Annotated in this window: 16 protein-coding genes; 5 read left to right on the top strand and 11 right to left on the bottom strand. The window is 32.5% G+C overall.

The annotated features are described in order from the left end of the window. Positions 1-75 precede the first annotated feature (75 nt). A complete protein-coding gene (locus HA151_RS01430; protein WP_209105781.1) occupies positions 76-1,530 on the top strand; it encodes a phosphoglucomutase/phosphomannomutase family protein in 1,455 nt (484 codons plus the stop codon). Positions 1,531-1,532: 2 nt separating this feature from the next. Beyond that, positions 1,533-2,108 carry an RdgB/HAM1 family non-canonical purine NTP pyrophosphatase gene (rdgB, locus tag HA151_RS01435; RefSeq protein WP_209105782.1) on the top strand — a complete coding sequence of 192 codons (576 nt, stop codon included), beginning with the start codon at positions 1,533-1,535 and terminating at the stop codon, positions 2,106-2,108. Positions 2,109-2,110: 2 nt separating this feature from the next. Here rdgB and HA151_RS01440 read toward each other — a convergent pair whose 3' ends face one another. The 3 genes from HA151_RS01440 to fabI form a co-directional block, all read right to left on the bottom strand. After that, entirely contained in the window at positions 2,111-3,595 is a 1,485-nt protein-coding gene (locus HA151_RS01440) for a carotenoid oxygenase family protein (protein ID WP_209105783.1), read from the bottom strand. Positions 3,596-3,667: 72 nt separating this feature from the next. Then, a complete protein-coding gene (gene hisB, locus HA151_RS01445) occupies positions 3,668-4,273 on the bottom strand; it encodes an imidazoleglycerol-phosphate dehydratase HisB (RefSeq protein WP_032517399.1) in 606 nt (201 codons plus the stop codon). A gap of 20 nt (positions 4,274-4,293) precedes the next feature. Next, on the bottom strand, positions 4,294-5,076 hold the full coding sequence (gene fabI / locus HA151_RS01450) for an enoyl-ACP reductase FabI (RefSeq protein WP_209105784.1): 783 nt from the start codon (positions 5,074-5,076) through the stop codon (positions 4,294-4,296). 104 nt (positions 5,077-5,180) lie between these two features. On the opposite strand from fabI, the gene HA151_RS01455 reads away from it, so the two are divergent. Beyond that, positions 5,181-5,774, top strand: coding sequence for a thioredoxin family protein (locus HA151_RS01455; RefSeq protein WP_209105785.1), 594 nt, complete (start codon positions 5,181-5,183; stop codon positions 5,772-5,774). Positions 5,775-5,932: 158 nt separating this feature from the next. Here HA151_RS01455 and HA151_RS01460 read toward each other — a convergent pair whose 3' ends face one another. Genes HA151_RS01460 through folK form a run of 3 tightly spaced genes read right to left on the bottom strand, consistent with a single transcriptional unit; the run spans position 5,933 to position 8,543 of the window. After that, the gene (locus HA151_RS01460) at positions 5,933-7,369 is read right to left on the bottom strand and encodes a cryptochrome/photolyase family protein (protein ID WP_209105786.1); all 1,437 of its coding nucleotides are present in this window, start codon (positions 7,367-7,369) and stop codon (positions 5,933-5,935) included. Next, positions 7,366-7,929: an NUDIX hydrolase gene (locus HA151_RS01465; protein WP_209105787.1), complete on the bottom strand. Its 564-nt coding sequence runs from the start codon at positions 7,927-7,929 to the stop codon at positions 7,366-7,368. The genes HA151_RS01460 and HA151_RS01465 overlap by 4 nt, the downstream gene beginning before the upstream one ends. 47 nt (positions 7,930-7,976) lie before the next feature. Beyond that, positions 7,977-8,543 carry a 2-amino-4-hydroxy-6-hydroxymethyldihydropteridine diphosphokinase gene (gene folK, locus HA151_RS01470; protein WP_209105788.1) on the bottom strand — a complete coding sequence of 189 codons (567 nt, stop codon included), beginning with the start codon at positions 8,541-8,543 and terminating at the stop codon, positions 7,977-7,979. Positions 8,544-8,591: 48 nt separating this feature from the next. Between folK and bchD the strand changes: the two genes are divergently transcribed. Further along, the gene (gene bchD, locus HA151_RS01475) at positions 8,592-10,763 is read left to right on the top strand and encodes a magnesium chelatase ATPase subunit D (protein WP_209105789.1); all 2,172 of its coding nucleotides are present in this window, start codon (positions 8,592-8,594) and stop codon (positions 10,761-10,763) included. A 7-nt stretch (positions 10,764-10,770) separates the two neighbouring features. On the opposite strand, the gene HA151_RS01480 is transcribed toward bchD, so the two are convergent. After that, positions 10,771-11,616 carry an MlaD family protein gene (locus HA151_RS01480; protein ID WP_209105790.1) on the bottom strand — a complete coding sequence of 282 codons (846 nt, stop codon included), beginning with the start codon at positions 11,614-11,616 and terminating at the stop codon, positions 10,771-10,773. A 5-nt stretch (positions 11,617-11,621) separates the two neighbouring features. Continuing rightward, on the bottom strand, positions 11,622-12,407 hold the full coding sequence (locus HA151_RS01485; protein ID WP_209106123.1) for an ABC transporter ATP-binding protein: 786 nt from the start codon (positions 12,405-12,407) through the stop codon (positions 11,622-11,624). A 135-nt stretch (positions 12,408-12,542) separates the two neighbouring features. On the opposite strand from HA151_RS01485, the gene HA151_RS01490 reads away from it, so the two are divergent. Continuing rightward, complete coding sequence (locus HA151_RS01490) at positions 12,543-13,928, top strand: gluconeogenesis factor YvcK family protein (RefSeq protein WP_209105791.1); 1,386 nt, start codon at positions 12,543-12,545, stop codon at positions 13,926-13,928. Here HA151_RS01490 and HA151_RS01495 read toward each other — a convergent pair. From HA151_RS01495 to HA151_RS01505, 3 genes are read right to left on the bottom strand one after another with little or no spacing between them, the layout of a single operon-like run. Next, entirely contained in the window at positions 13,925-14,455 is a 531-nt protein-coding gene (locus HA151_RS01495; RefSeq protein ID WP_209105792.1) for an NAD(P)H-quinone oxidoreductase subunit J, read from the bottom strand. The genes HA151_RS01490 and HA151_RS01495 overlap by 4 nt on opposite strands. Beyond that, positions 14,455-15,189 carry an NADH dehydrogenase subunit K gene (locus HA151_RS01500; RefSeq protein WP_209105793.1) on the bottom strand — a complete coding sequence of 245 codons (735 nt, stop codon included), beginning with the start codon at positions 15,187-15,189 and terminating at the stop codon, positions 14,455-14,457. The genes HA151_RS01495 and HA151_RS01500 overlap by 1 nt, the downstream gene beginning before the upstream one ends. A gap of 4 nt (positions 15,190-15,193) precedes the next feature. Then, positions 15,194-15,556, bottom strand: a complete 363-nt coding sequence (locus HA151_RS01505) for an NAD(P)H-quinone oxidoreductase subunit 3 (RefSeq protein WP_011817786.1) — start codon at positions 15,554-15,556, stop codon at positions 15,194-15,196. Positions 15,557-15,616: the final 60 nt, after the last annotated feature.

Consider the following 15,616-nt stretch of genomic DNA (forward strand, 5'->3'; position numbering starts at 1 on the left):
TGTTTAAGGGCGGTTTTAAAATTTACTCATATAAATTAGTATAGATAATTAAAAGAAATCAAGGAAATTTGAAATTTGAGTGCTGATAAATTTGAAAAGATAAAATTTGGAACTGATGGTTGGAGAGGAATTATTGGTTTTGACTTTAACCTGTCCAATCTCTCAAGAGTTGTTGTAGCTGCATGCCAGGAGTTGGATTATCAATACTATAAAGAAGTTAATTCAAAGAAAATAATTATTGGATATGATCGTAGATTTATGGCTTGTGAATTTGCCAAGCAAATAGTACCTTTTGTAAGAGGATGTGGTTTTGAACCAATCTTATCTGATAGATTTGTTACAACACCATCTTGTAGTTTCTATGCCAAAGAAGTCGGTTGTCTTGGAGCGTTAGTAATTACAGCAAGTCATAATCCATATAATTGGCTAGGCCTAAAAATAAAGAGCTTTAATGGATGTTCTGTTGACGAATCTTTTACAAGTGAAGTTGAAAAAAGATTAATGCTTGGAAATTCAATTGAAAAAATAGATGGTATTAATCAATTGGTAGATATTAAGAAATTTCATTTAGATAGAATTAAATCCCTTTTTGATATTGACTATATTTCCAAGAGATTGAAAAAAATGAAATTGAGAATTTTTGTAGATTCTATGCATGGTTCAGCTGCAAATTGTATGGCTGAGATTTTTGCTTCTAATGATTTAGAAGTTATTTCAGAAATCAGGAAAGATGCTGATCCTTTTTTTGGAGGAAAACCTCCTGAACCTCTTTTGAATTATGCAGATGATCTAAAACAAACACTAATGAAAAATTCAACAAATGAAGTGAAAACTTTAGGAATTATATTTGATGGTGATGGTGATAGAATTGCGGCAATTGATGAAAAAGGAAGATACTCTAGTACTCAAGATTTACTCCCATACTTTATTAGCTATTTGGGGGAAATTAAAAAGAATTCTTATCCAGTTTTAAAGACTGTTAGTGGTTCAGATATTATTAAAAATATATCAGAGAGTCAAAATAGAGATGTTTTTGAACTTCCAGTTGGCTTTAAATATATTGCTGAAAAAATGATTAAAGAAAAAATATTTATTGGAGGAGAGGAATCTGGGGGAGTTGGTTTTGGTGACTTTATGCCCGAAAGAGATGCTCTATATGCAGCGATGGTTTTATTAAATGGAATTGCTGAAAAATCTCAATATTTATATGAAACCTTAGATGAAATTCAAGAAGATTTTGGGCCAAGTTTTTATAAAAGAATTGATATTAAATTTCCAAATCAGTCAGAAAAAAACTACGTAAAAGAATTTATCATAGATAATATTCCTGATAATATTAATAATCACAAGTTAAAAAGTATCTCAAAGATCGATGGAATAAAGTTGAGAATTGATAAAAATTTTTGGCTTCTTTTTAGGTTTTCAGGAACGGAACCTCTTTTAAGGTTATATTGTGAAGCACCAAAAGAATCTTATCTAATTGAGGTATTAGAGTGGGGTCAAGAATTTATAAATTTGGCAGGAAAATAAGGATGAAAAATTTACTTTTAGCCAGTAAGAATAAAGGTAAAATTGAAGAATATAAGAAATTGCTTGCTGAAGTTAATTGTAAATTGTTACTCCAACCAGAATCATTAGAAGTTGAAGAGGATGGACTGACATTTAGAGATAATGCAATTAAAAAAGCGAGTGAAGTTTCGAGAAAAACGAATAATTTTTCAATAGCAGATGATTCAGGAATTTGTATTGAAGCACTAGGTGGTAAGCCTGGCATTTACTCATCTAGATATGCAGAAAGTGATAAGAAAAGAATTGAACGAGTTTTAAGAGAACTTGATGGAGTTCAAAATAGAAGTGCTTTCTTTATTGCTAATATTTGTGTTTGTTCCCCAAATGGTGAAGTGATTATTGAATCTGAGGCCAAATGTCATGGCAATATTATTTTAAACCCCAGAGGAAAAAGTGGTTTTGGGTATGACCCAATTTTTGAGGAGATTTCTACCAGATTAACTTTCGCAGAAATGAATAGTGATATTAAAGATTCTTGTAGTCATAGAGGTAAAGCATTAAAAAAAATTATTCCAGATTTAATTGAAATTTTTTCTTAAATTCAATTAACCCAAGATCCATGAAGGCCATGAGGAATTGAAATGGGTAATTCATAAACAGCTAATTCATTTAAGTCTTTTGCATCTAATATCACTAAATCACTTCCTCTTCTTTCTCCGTTCCATAGAATTATAAATAAAAATCCCTCATCTTCTTTTGAAGAGTTTTCTAATGGAACCATAATTGGTTCACTAACAAATCCACTTGGACCTGCTGACCAAAAAATCTCTTCCTTAGAAGTTAAATTTATTTTTTTTATTGCTTGAAGTGGAGCGTTCCCCAGCTTTTGAGATGTGCTTGCCATCCAACTAAAAGTTGCTTTTAATCCTAAGTTTTTAGGATTAATAACAGCAAATTCACAACATTGTTCACTGAAAGTTTCAAGTTCACAAGTTTTTGTCTTTAGATCGATAATTGATCTTTTCAGTTTTCCTTCTGGATATTTATCAAAGTCAATATCCCTAAAATTCTCGTCTGGACCAACTGATGGGAAATCATCATAAAAAATACTATCTAATACGATTTTGGAATCTTTTTCAAATGCGTTTACATGATGAAAAACGAATCCTTCTGGAGCATCTATTGTTAAAGGAGGCTGTCCTCTAAATAATCCACTTTCTCTGGGGATGATAAAAAACTTTGCCTTTTTATTTGGGTTTGACTTTAGACATTGTGCAGCTCCTCTTTGACCCATTACAAATGGAAGAGGATTGAAATCAATAGCATTCTGTAAAAATATTGCCCAATTAGTTGTAATTGCGAAATCATGAAGGAATGCAAAGCCATTAAAGGTATCTTTTCTGTCAAAAATGAGCTCTCCAGAATTTTTACCAGCATTATCAAATTCCATTAATCTAATGGTACTTTTTGGCCCGGTTTGTACTCCAAAAGTGACTACTAGTTCTGGAGATGCATTTGAGTTTAGGTCTGTTTTGGGATGAGCACTGAATGCTTCGTTAGGCTTGAGTACTCCTTTTAATGTTGTTAAACCAATAGTTTCAAGACTATCAGGATCTATTGCATGTGGACCTGCTGCTTCCCATAACGCGAGAATTTCATCTCCTAATTTAATGACATGTGTATTAGCGATATTCTTGAATTTTAGATCTAATGCATTATTTAAAATCCCTCCATTTTTTTGTGTTCCAAAAACACCTCTATAAATAAATTTATCTATTTTTTCTTCTTCCAAATAGCCTTTAGTTTTAACAAATCTATTTGTTAAGAATGGCTGACCATTTTCGAATTTTATGGATGTTATCATCCCATCACCATCAAATGGATGATGAACCCATTGTCCACCTCTCTCTAATATTCCTGGTCCATTTCTTAATAATGTTCCATTTAAATTTTTAATATTATAACCTTTGCTAATTTTTAGAGGCTCTTTAGTTAGCTCCTTTTCTACATTTTGATAAGCACTTGACCAATCTTCTTTTTTAAAAATATTAAATTTATCAATTTTTTTATCTTGTAAATTAGTCACAATAAAACAATCACTTTATCTATCTTCGCCAAAAATCACCTGAATTGTGGCTGATTCGAAAAAATTCCTATTTTATTGTTTTTCTAACATTCCTTTACTGCTTGGAATTGAATCAGATCTTCTTGGATCTATCTCGGTAGCCATTCTCATTGCTCTTGAAAAAGCTTTAAAGCACGCCTCAACTATGTGATGTGAATTACTTCCTCTTATTTGATTAATATGTAGAGTAATACCGCTGTTATTTACAAAGGCAATAAAAAACTCTCTTACTAGTTCAGTATCATAATTTCCTATTCTAGGGGCTTTTAATTGAAGATCATAAGAAAGATGCGGTCTACCAGAGCAGTCTAAAGTGACTTGAACTAATGCTTCATCTAATGGGGCAAAGAAATGTCCAAATCTGCTTATCCCTTTTCTTTCTCCCAAGGCTTTTGAAAATGCTTTGCCTAATGCGATTCCAACATCTTCATTTGTATGATGATCATCAATATGGGTATCTCCAATTGCTTTTATTTTTAAATCGAACAAACCATGACTGGATATTTGATGAAGCATATGATCTAAGAATGGTATCCCGGTATCAATCTCAGAAATTCCATTTCCATCTAAGTTTATCAATACAGAAATATCTGTTTCATTCGTTTTTCTTTTTATTTCAGATTGCCTTAGAGATGACATTTTTATGCAAAAAACTTAGTTTACATTCCATTAATGCAGTAACCCGCATCAACATAAATTGTTTGGCCTGAAATGCCGCTAGAGAGATCACTTAATAAAAAAGCAGCTGTATTACCTACTTCTGTTTGAGTGACTGTTCTGCGTAAAGGAGCCTTTTCTTCAACATTGTGAATCATATCTAAAATGCCACCTATAGCAGAACTCGCAAGTGTTCTTATAGGACCAGCACTTATTGCGTTAACTCTGACTTGTTTTTCGGGACCAAGTTCTGCAGAAAGATATCTTACTGAAGCTTCTAAAGCTGCTTTAGCAACTCCCATCACGTTATAGTTGGGAATCGCCCTTTCTGAACCTAAATAAGTTAATGAGACAACTCCAGCACCATCACTAAAAAGTGGTTTTGCTGCTTTACATAAAGGTGCTAACGAATACGCACTTATATTAAGAGCCCTATCAAAACCCTCTGAAGTGGTAGCACTATAATCTCCAATCAATTCATCGCGTCCTGCAAATGCTAGGCAGTGAACTAATCCGTCAATTTGCCCCCAATTTTCTTTTATATTTTTAAAGATTTCTTCAATTTGAGCTGGATTTTGAACATCAAGAGGCAAAAATAACGATGGATTTAAAGGTTCAGTTAGTTCTCTAACTTTAGACTCGAATCTTCCCTTATCATCAGGCAAATATGTGATTCCAAGTTCTGCGCCAGCTTTTGAAAGTTGTTGAGCTATACCCCATGCTATTGAACGATTGTTGGCAATTCCCGTAACAAGAATTTTTTTGCCAGTTAGATTTAGAAGCATTTTGTTTATTATTTCTATTATTCTCCTATATAAAAGTACCTATCTTTACGGATTACTGCAAAATATACAATAATTTTCAAATATAAGAAATATTTAATTTAAATATGGTCAGAACAAATTCTATGGTTTTGGAATTAGGTTTTCAATTGCCGAATTTCGAAATGTTAAATGCTAATTCTTCAAAAAATGAATATTTTAATTCTCATAATCTAGATAATCGGCATTTACTTTTAATGTTTATTTGTGCCCATTGCCCATTTGTTAAATATATTGAGAATCAAATTTTCACCTTAAGTAAAGAAATTAAAAATACAGTTCAAACAGTTGCAATTTCAAGTAATGATATTGTCACTCATCCTTCAGATTCTCCTAAAAATTTGAGATTACAAGCACAAACGCAGGGATGGAGTTTTCCTTATCTATATGATGAAAATCAAAATTTTGCTAAGGAGTTAAAAGCGGCTTGCACCCCAGATTTTTATCTTTTTTCAAATCAAGGAGATAATAATTTTTCATTGTATTATCATGGCCAATTAGATGATAGTAGACCAGGTAATGATATACCTCTTTCTGGTGAAGATTTGCGCTCTGCTGTAAGAGATTTGAATCAAGATAATTCTTATCCTTCAAATCAGATGCCGTCTTTAGGTTGCAATATTAAATGGAGTCCAGGTAAAGAACCGAGTTGGTTTAATTGATTTAAAATTTTTTTCTACCTATAGAAATATGGGTTAGATTTAATATTATTCATTATGCGGATACCTTCATTTAATTTAATGAATAGGAAGTACCAAGAAATTGGCTATGAAATAAATAGTTAGTTTTTTCAAGTTTTAAACAATTGTATATATTAAATTCAAATTTCAGCATAAAGTGATTTAAATAATCTTTGTTGTATGTTGTGATTAACAATAGGGATTGAATAATTATTTTTTTCTAAATTAGATATCTCTCCATTTAATAATTCTGAATTTGACACTTTAGATAATTCAGGAATCCAATATTTTATATATTCGCAAATAGGATCAAATTTTTTTGCTTGGGTATATGGATTGAAAATTCTTAGTGGCTTTGGATCCATACCGCTACTGGCGCTCCACTGCCATCCCCCATTATTTGCTGCTAAGTCTCCATCAACCAAAGTGTCCATAAATTTTTTCTCGCCCATTTGCCAATTGCATATAAGATCTTTTACCAGAAATGAAGCGACTATCATCCTACATCTGTTATGCATCCAGCCAGTACTATTTAGTTGACGCATTGCAGCATCAACTATAGGTACTCCGGTCTCTCCGTTGCTCCAATGCTGAAACCATTCATTATTGTTTTGCCATGGAAAGTGATCCCATTTTTTTCTATATGGACCTTTCTCTAGCTCTGGGAAATGGAATAAGCAATGTTGATAAAATTCACGCCAAACAAGTTCTTTTTGCCAAGTTTCAATTGATAGATAATTTCCTTGATTTGCAAAATCTGAATTTAAATTTAATGTGGCGTTCCAAATTTTTCTAATGCTAATGGTGCCGAATCTGAGAGATGCACTTAGAAAAGATGTCCCATTATGGGAAGGGAAATCTCGTGCAGAATTATAAGAATATATTTTTTTTTCGTTAATGAAGTTTTCTAATAATGTTTCTGCAGCATTCTCTCCAGGTCTACATGGACAAATATTCGAACCAGGAAATTTGATATTTTTGATAAATTTCTCTAGAACCGAATCAGATGAATTTATTGTCTTATTTTCTGTGAGTTTATTATCTATATCTTTAAACTGGAAAAACACTTTATCTTGTTTATATGGACCTAATAAATTCATTTTTGATTTAAGGTTTTTATAAAAAGGCCCATAAACTGAATAAGGTTTATTATTTCCGGAAAATATTTTTAAAGGTTCTACTAGTAAGTGATCCCAAGTTTCAATAACTTGAATATTTTGTTCTTTTAAAAAATTTTTTATTTGTAAATCTCGATTAATCTCATAAGGTTCAATTGATCTATTCCAAAAAACAAATTTAGCATCTATTCTCTTTGCTAATTGAGGAATTTTTAATACAGGATCTCCTTCTTCCATGATTAATCTACTACCCATTTTTTTCCAATTATTTCCTAATTCTTGAAGCGAATTTCCTAGAAACCAAGCTCTTGAACTTGCATTGAAATCGTGTGGGTAATTTTTATCAAATATGTAAGTTGAAGTAATAGCATTCGATAATGAAAATGCTTTGATTAAAGCGTTATTGTCAAATATTCTTAAATCCTTTCTATGCCAAAAAAGTATTCTTGGTTTATTCATAATTTATCTAAAAATTGTTTAGCTCTAAACCACGCTGTTACAGTTTTTGCATCAAGAATCTCATCCCCACTAGAAATAAGATTATCTAGTTCGTTCGGATCTAAAATTAATACTTCTATATCTTCATCTAAATCTCCTTTAACCTCGGAATTTAGTTTGCTCAAATCACGCGCTAAAAATAAATAAATTTCTTCATCTGCATAACCAGGAGCAGGGACAAGAGTTCCTAGCTCATCCCATTTGTTTGCACTAAATCCAGTTTCTTCTTGTATTTCTCTTTTAATTGAATTAATAGGTGTTTCACCTATTTCTAATGTGCCTGCTGGAAATTCTAATAAATACCTTGAAACAGCAAATCTATATTGACGAAGAATGATAACTTTATTGTTTTTTGTAATAGGTACGGCTAATGCTGCTCCAGGATGCTTAATGTATCCATATTCACCTTCGTGTCCATTTGGAAGCTCAATTCTATTTATTTCGAAACTAAATTTTTTTGACTTTAACTCAGATATTTTTTCTTTAAAAATGGATCTTTTTAAAAAGTTTATGTTGCCCATGAATTTTAAATAAAAACAGCCTAACAGTTATTTTTTGGTTTTGTAAATTAATAAATAGACCATTTTGGGTCATCAAACTTTGTGATTTTTTGGCTTCTACTTAAGATTTCAGAAAGTGGAGTAATAACGAAATTTCGATTCATGAATCTAGGGTGAGGTAGTGTTAATTCCTCGTCAAAGGTATGAAAATCTTCCCACCAAAGAATATCTAAATCGAGACATCTTGATAGCCATTTCTTACCTTTTGGCGTCTCTTCTCGTCCGAAAAATCTCTCTAACTGTTTTAGCTCTTTTAAAAGTAATTTCGCGTTTTTATTTGATGGTTTAGGGAAAGAATTACTTTTTATAAGTAATAGAGTATTTAAATAATTTGGTTGCTCATTATCAACACCATGAGGTAATGTCTCATAAATTGAAGACCAAAAAAAGTTTGCATGAAATTTGCTTTTCTCTTCTTTTTTTTCGTTGGAACTATCTCCCCATTCATTTATTATTTCCTCTATTTTTGGTTTGCAAATTAATAGTGACTCAAAAGGGCTTCCGAATTTACTATCAATATTTGCTCCGAGGGATATACATAGTCCATTTTTGATATTAAGATTTGATAATTCCACTACAAAAAACAAAGTTATTGGATAAATTCTATATCAGGCATTTTTAAAGTGATTTTGAACCCCGAGTTAAAAGAAAAAGGTGAAATAAAAGATTTAATGAAGTCAAAGGATTCTTTTAGAGCTTTCCCTTTGGCCGCAATTACAGGTCATAGCTTGTTGAAATTATCTTTACTCTTGGCAGCAGTCGATCCCAGTTTAGGGGGAGTGATTATTGCTGGCGGAAGAGGTACTGGTAAGTCAGTATTAGCAAGGGGTTTACATACTTTACTTCCTCCAATAGAGGTATTAGATAATGAATTAATACTTGAAAAGCTAATTGAGAAAAATAGTGAAACTTCATTAAGACCTATTGGTAGGAACCTAGATCCAGATAAACCAGAGGAATGGGATTTTAGTACTAATAAATTGTTGGAGGAGGTCATTGGAAGTGATTATTTGAATCATATTGAAGAAATTCCGAAAAAAGTAAGAGAGGCTCCATTTATTCAAGTTCCTATTGGCATAACTGAAGACAGACTTGTTGGATCAATTGACGTTGCTGCTTCATTAAGTACGGGGGAACAAGTTTTTCAACCTGGAATTTTGGCAGAGGCTCATAGAGGTGTTCTTTATGTAGATGATATAAATTTATTGGACGATGGTATTGTAAATTTAATTCTTGAAGCTACAGGAAGAGAGAAAAATAATATTGAAAGAGATGGTTTAAGCCTTTCTCATCCTTGTAAGTCACTTTTAATAGCAACTTATAATCCTGAAGAAGGTGCTTTAAGAGATCATGTCTTAGATCGTTTTGCGATTGTGCTTTCCGCAGATCAATCTATTGATAATGCTCAAAGAGTTGAGATTACGAAATCTGTATTATCACACGCAGAAAATAATATTAAATTTTCAGAAAAATGGTCGGAAGAATCCGATAATTTATCTACTCAATTAATTTTGGCAAGGCAATGGTTAAAAGATGTGAAGATAACAAAAGAGCAAATAACCTATTTAGTGAATGAAGCTCTTAGAGGAGGAGTAGAAGGGCATAGGTCAGAATTATTTGCAGTCAAAGTAGCGAAGGCTAATGCAGCTCTTCGAGGCGATGAGAATGTAAATTCTGAGGACCTAAAAGTTGCAGTGCGGTTAGTTATTCTTCCACGAGCAATGCAAATACCTCCAGAAGATGATGATATTCAACCACCCCCACCAGAGGAACAGAGTCCCCCACCTCCCCCTCAATCTAACAATGAAGACTCTGAACCTGAGTCTAATGAAAATGATGATAATCAAGAGCAAGAACAAGATAATTCTGATGGAGAAGAAGAATCTACTCCCGAAATACCCGAGGAATTCATATTAGATCCTGAGGCATGCATAGTTGATCCTGATTTACTTATTTTTTCATCAGCCAAAGCTAAAGCTGGAAATAGTGGAAGTAGATCAGTGATATTTAGTGATAGTAGAGGGAGATATGTAAAACCTATTATTCCAAGAGGTAAAGTAAAAAGAATTGCGGTAGATGCAACTCTTAGAGCTGCCGCACCTTATCAAAAATCAAGGAGATTAAGAAATCCTGATAAATCAATAATTATTGAAGAAAATGATTTTAGGGCAAAGCTTCTTCAAAAGAAAGCTGGAGCTTTAGTGATTTTTCTGGTTGATGCGAGTGGATCTATGGCTCTGAATCGGATGCAAAGTGCTAAAGGTGCAGTAATAAGACTTTTGACAGAGGCATATGAAAATAGAGACGAAGTAGCCCTTATTCCTTTTAGAGGTAATCAGGCTGAAGTTCTTTTACCTCCAACAAGATCTATAACTGCTGCGAAAAGACGACTAGAAACGATGCCTTGCGGAGGCGGATCGCCTTTAGCTCATGGACTAACACAATCAGCGAAAGTAGCAAAAAATGCTCTCTCTACAGGAGATATAGGTCAGGTTATTGTTGTAGGAATTACTGATGGAAGAGGCAATGTACCATTAGGGTTATCTTTAGGACAAAGCGAAGTTGAAGAGAAAGATAATGTTAATAACAATTTAAAGCAGGAGGTTCTTGATATCGCTGCAAAATATCCCATGCTTGGGATAAAACTCTTAGTTATTGATACAGAGAGAAAATTTATTGCAAGTGGCTTTGGTAAAGAATTAGCAGAGGCAGCTAAAGGGAAATATGTCCAACTGCCAAAAGCTACAGATAAAGCAATCGCAGCTATGGCTTTAAATGCAATAAATGAATTCTAAATATGACTTATGGATAAATTTCATTGAAGAATTTTGAAAGTCCAATAGTTAAATCTCTGATAGATTTTGTTAGTTCTTTATCTTTCGTTAATTTTTCAAAATCATCACTCATATCGTCCAATTTGCTGGAGATAGATTTCGCAGCATTGATTGTTAATTTAATGTCATTAAGAGTTTCTTTGTCATCGATAGTAGACAAAATGTTATTTAAATGATTTGCAGCAGTTGTAATTTCTTTAATTAATGGTTTAATTCTTTGTATTTCTTGTTTCGATAAAAAAATTAATTCATCGAGGTTTTCTTGTGTTTGATCGAATTGGTCAATTGATTTAACGATATTCTCAATTAAGTTCTCTTGATTTGATACTTTTAAAAGTTGATTTATTTTATTTGTAATATTTGAAAGACTTGATAGTTGTTTACCAGTGATAATATCTCCCTGACAAACAATTATTTTAGTGTTGCATTTTTCAGAAGCAGGTTTCGCAATGTTTTTAGGAATTGATTTTTCACTAGTTTCTAAAGCAACTTGAACATCTCCTCCAAGGAAAGAATTTGTTACTACCCTTGCAAATGCTGGCTTAGGAAGAACAATGTCATGATTATTTAAAACTATTTTTGCCTGAATTGATTCATTTGTGAATAAGATATCTTCTATTGATCCTACTAAGATACCTCTATAGGTAACTGGAGATTTTTTTGATAAACCGCTTGCGTTATTGAATTCAGCAAAAAGGTACCAATTTTTTGAAGATAATCTTACCCCTCTTAGCCAAAAAGAAAATAATGTGAATATCAAAATTCCCCCAAGTAAGGAAAATCCAACTATTGAATCTCGTAAGCTTCTACGCATAATTTCTAAATGTCTATGGGTTGCATTGGGCCATTAAGTTTCCCATTTCTAAATTGAAAGACATAGGGATCATTGCTTTTTTTAAATTCATCAATGGAACCTCCCCATCTAAATTTGCCCCCGTAAAGCATTAATACTTTATCTGAGGTCCTCTCTATAGTACTAATAACATGGCTTACAACAATAGATGATCCATTTGCTTTATCGTTTGTTTTATTAATTAAATCTTCAATTCTTGATGAGGCAATTGGATCAAGACCTGCAGTTGGTTCATCAAAAAGTAATAAGGGTTTACTCTTCGCATTAAGAGTTTGATCTGTAATTAATGCTCTGGCTAAACTTACTCTTTTTTGCATTCCTCCGCTTAATTGATTTGGAAATTTATTTTCAATATTAAATAAACCTACCTCAGCTAAACATTCAAGTACAATTTCATGAATTAACTTTTTAGATAAGTTTTTATTTCTTTTAAGTAGGAAACCTACATTTTCTTCAATAGTTAAAGACCCCAATAAAGCTGGGTTTTGAAATACTAGTCTTACATCAGGAGGATTAATTTGATCTAATCTCAAATAGATTTGTTTTTCACCATTTATTCTTAGTTCACCTTTGGTAGGTAATAGGAGACCAGCTAATATTTTTAAAATTGTTGATTTACCTGAACCTGAAGGGCCAACAATAGCTAATTTCTCTCCGTCATTAAGTTCAAAATTTAGATCATTAAGTACATTAACTTCCCCCCAGCTTATTGAAAGGTTTTTTGTTTTAACTGCATGATTTGTTTTTTTCAAAACCTGATTTAATGGAAAGTCATCTTCTATTACATTTTGCCTATTTTTGGGAAATAAAAAAAGGATGTGTGAAATTGATTTATAATGAATATATAACGATTCTAAATTTGAAGACAATAATTTAAGAGGTTTTTAATGAATAGGCGTAAAAATAAGGTAAGAAAATACTACAAGTATATTAAAAAGTCTAATTTTGTTTTATTGAATAAAATCTTAAGAATTTTGAGTTGGCTTTTGCCTGGACTGGTAATAAAAAGATGGATGATTACATCTGCGATAGGTTTTTTAACTTCATTATTAGGCCTCGCTGTATGGACAAATTTAAGACCAGTTTATTGGCTTATTGAAGTATTTTTTTGGTTAATGACAGGCTTAACAAATGTCTTACCTGTCGCGTTATTGGGACCTTTAATTTTTGTGATTGGACTTTTACTAATTGGGATTGGACAAAATAGAAGCATTAATTCTATTCAAAAAGCGCTTGTTCCAGAAAAAAATACATTTTTAGTGGATGCATTAAGAGTTAAGAGTAAGTTAAATAGAGGTCCAAATATTGTTGCTATTGGTGGAGGGACGGGGTTATCTACTTTGTTAAAAGGTTTAAAAAATTACAGCAGCAATATTACAGCAATCGTAACCGTATCCGATGATGGTGGGAGTAGTGGAATTCTTAGAAAACAATTAGGTGTGCAACCTCCCGGCGATATTAGAAATTGCCTGGCGGCTTTATCAAATGAAGAACCAATATTAACTAGATTATTTCAATATAGATTTTCTGGAGGAACTGGTCTTGAAGGTCACAGTTTTGGAAATCTATTCTTGTCAGCTTTAACAACAATTACAGGTAGTTTAGAAAAAGCAGTGCAAGCATCTAGTAAGGTCTTAGCTGTACAAGGTCAGGTATTGCCAGCAACAAATATTGATGTCATGTTATGGGCTGAATTAGAGGATGGCGAAAAAATTTTTGGTGAAAGCAATATTAGCAAATCTCAAAAATTAATTTCAAGGATTGGTTATCTACCAGAAAATCCTTCCGCTCTACCGAGCGCTTTAGAGTCTATAAAGGAAGCTGATCTAATTGTTCTTGGTCCAGGCAGTCTATATACTTCTTTATTACCAAACTTGTTAGTTCCTGAAATAGTCGATGCTTTATTACAGAGTAATTCTCCGAAAATTTACATAAGTAATTTGATGACTCAGCCTGGAGAAACAGATGGTCTTGATGTATATCAACATATTAAATCAATAGAAAAACAATTATCTAATTTTGGAGTTAACACTAGGATTTTTAACGCAATCTTATCTCAGAATAAATTTGAAAAGTCTCCATTAGTTGACTATTACGAAAGTAGAGGAGCAGAACCTGTCAAATGTAATAGAGAAAAATTATTATCTGAAGGTTATTATGTTCTGCAAGCTCCATTGTACTCAAAAAGAATTACACCAACTCTTAGACATGATCCGAGAAGATTAGCAAGAGCCGTTATGTTCATATATCGAAAATTAAAAAAAATAAACTAATAAGCATCTTGAAGTTCATAGAAATCTGGCTGAATATAGTCTTTTCTCAATGGCCATCCTCTCCAGTCTTCCGGCATTAAAAGTCTTTTAGGATTTGGATGATCAATAAAATTTATTCCATACATGTCATATGTTTCTCTTTCTTGCCAGTCACTTCCTTTAAAAATTTTATACAAACTAGGAATTGATAAATCAGAATCTCTTTTTAAGAAGACTTTTAATCTAACTTCTTTAATCTTTTCGATATTTTGTAAGTCATCAACGGTTATAAAATGGTAAAAACTGACAAGATTTTTACCTGGCCCTTCATCATATCCGCCTTGACATTGAAGATAGTTGAATCCATAATTTCTTAGAGCTGATACGGCCTCATATAATTTGCTAGGTTCTAAAGAAATATTTTCTATTCCTAAGTGGTCATTAGGTAATGATTCGTTTGGAATTCCATCTTTAGATAAAGCTTGACTTATAAATCCTTCTTTTTCAATCGAATTATCTGAGGATTTTGCTAAACCGTCTTTTTCCATTAATCTTGATCAGTGTTAATAATTTTAGATTTATCGACGATACCATTTAATTCATTTATATTTTCTTTTTGGGAGGAAGGAATAACTTTCGTGGGAGTTTTATTTAGATATTCACCATTATTTTCAGAGAAAACAAGATTCATTTCATGATCAACTGTTATGTACCTGTGGGTTTGTTCTGTTTTTGTTCTTTCTAAAATTGATTCATTACCAACTTTTTTTCTTAGTTTTATTACAGCATCGAAAATGGCTTCTGGTCTAGGTGGACATCCTGGAAGGTATAGATCAACAGGTATTAATTTATCAACGCCTCTGACGGCTGTAGTAGAGTCTGCGCTAAACATGCCCCCTGTAATTGTGCAAGCACCCATAGCAATAACGTACTTTGGTTCAGGCATCTGCTCATAAAGCCTCACTAAGGCAGGAGCCATCTTCATTGTTACTGTTCCTGCAACTATTAATAAATCAGCTTGTCTTGGAGAACTTCTAGGTACTAATCCAAATCTATCAAAATCAAATCTAGATCCAATTAAAGCAGCAAATTCTATAAAACAACAAGCTGTTCCATACAAGAGAGGCCATAGACTGCTTAGCCTAGCCCAATTATGAAGATCGTCTAAGCTTGTTAATATAATATTTTCGCTTAAATCTGTAGTAACTTGGGGTGCACCAAGAGGATTACAAGTTCCTTCTCGAATTTCTCTTATTGCTTTTGGGGATAATTGTGGATTCAATTTTTTAACTCCATTCTAAAGCACCTTTTCTCCATGCGTATGCTAGGGCAATAACAAGTATTGCAATAAAGATTAAAGCCTCAATAAAAGCTAATAAGCCTAACCTATTGAAGGCAACAGCCCAAGGATAAAGGAATACTGTCTCAACATCAAATATAACGAAAACCAAGGCAAACATGTAATAACGAATATTAAATTGAATCCATGCTCCTCCAATAGGCTCCATTCCGGATTCATATGTAAGTTTTCTTTCCCCTGTTCTGCCTTTTGGGGCAACGATGAGATTAGTAACTAGAGCTAATACAGGGACAGCTGCGGCAATTAGAAGGAAACCTAAAAAGTATTCATAGCCAGTTAATAAAAACATCTTAAAAAATTAATTTTGAATAAAAGTCGCTTAATTAAGCAAAATCTTTTAAAGTTCTTA

It is taken from the genome of Prochlorococcus marinus XMU1419, from assembly GCF_017695955.1.
GTDB classification, from domain to species: domain Bacteria; phylum Cyanobacteriota; class Cyanobacteriia; order PCC-6307; family Cyanobiaceae; genus Prochlorococcus_A; species Prochlorococcus_A marinus_AD.

What these genes read in the sequence shown, in the direction of transcription:
- HA151_RS01490 (WP_209105791.1), top strand. Translation starts at nt 12,543, where the DNA reads ATGAATAGGCGTAAAAATAAGGTAAGAAAATACTACAAGTATATTAAA.
- fabI (WP_209105784.1), bottom strand. Translation starts at nt 5,076, where the DNA reads ATGCTTCTAAATCTAACTGGCAAAAAAATTCTTGTTACGGGAATTGCC.
- HA151_RS01505 (WP_011817786.1), bottom strand. Translation starts at nt 15,556, where the DNA reads ATGTTTTTATTAACTGGCTATGAATACTTTTTAGGTTTCCTTCTAATT.
- rdgB (WP_209105782.1), top strand. Translation starts at nt 1,533, where the DNA reads ATGAAAAATTTACTTTTAGCCAGTAAGAATAAAGGTAAAATTGAAGAA.
- HA151_RS01460 (WP_209105786.1), bottom strand. Translation starts at nt 7,369, where the DNA reads ATGAATAAACCAAGAATACTTTTTTGGCATAGAAAGGATTTAAGAATA.
- hisB (WP_032517399.1), bottom strand. Translation starts at nt 4,273, where the DNA reads ATGTCATCTCTAAGGCAATCTGAAATAAAAAGAAAAACGAATGAAACA.
- HA151_RS01455 (WP_209105785.1), top strand. Translation starts at nt 5,181, where the DNA reads ATGGTCAGAACAAATTCTATGGTTTTGGAATTAGGTTTTCAATTGCCG.
- HA151_RS01480 (WP_209105790.1), bottom strand. Translation starts at nt 11,616, where the DNA reads ATGCGTAGAAGCTTACGAGATTCAATAGTTGGATTTTCCTTACTTGGG.
- HA151_RS01465 (WP_209105787.1), bottom strand. Translation starts at nt 7,929, where the DNA reads ATGGGCAACATAAACTTTTTAAAAAGATCCATTTTTAAAGAAAAAATA.
- HA151_RS01495 (WP_209105792.1), bottom strand. Translation starts at nt 14,455, where the DNA reads ATGGAAAAAGACGGTTTAGCAAAATCCTCAGATAATTCGATTGAAAAA.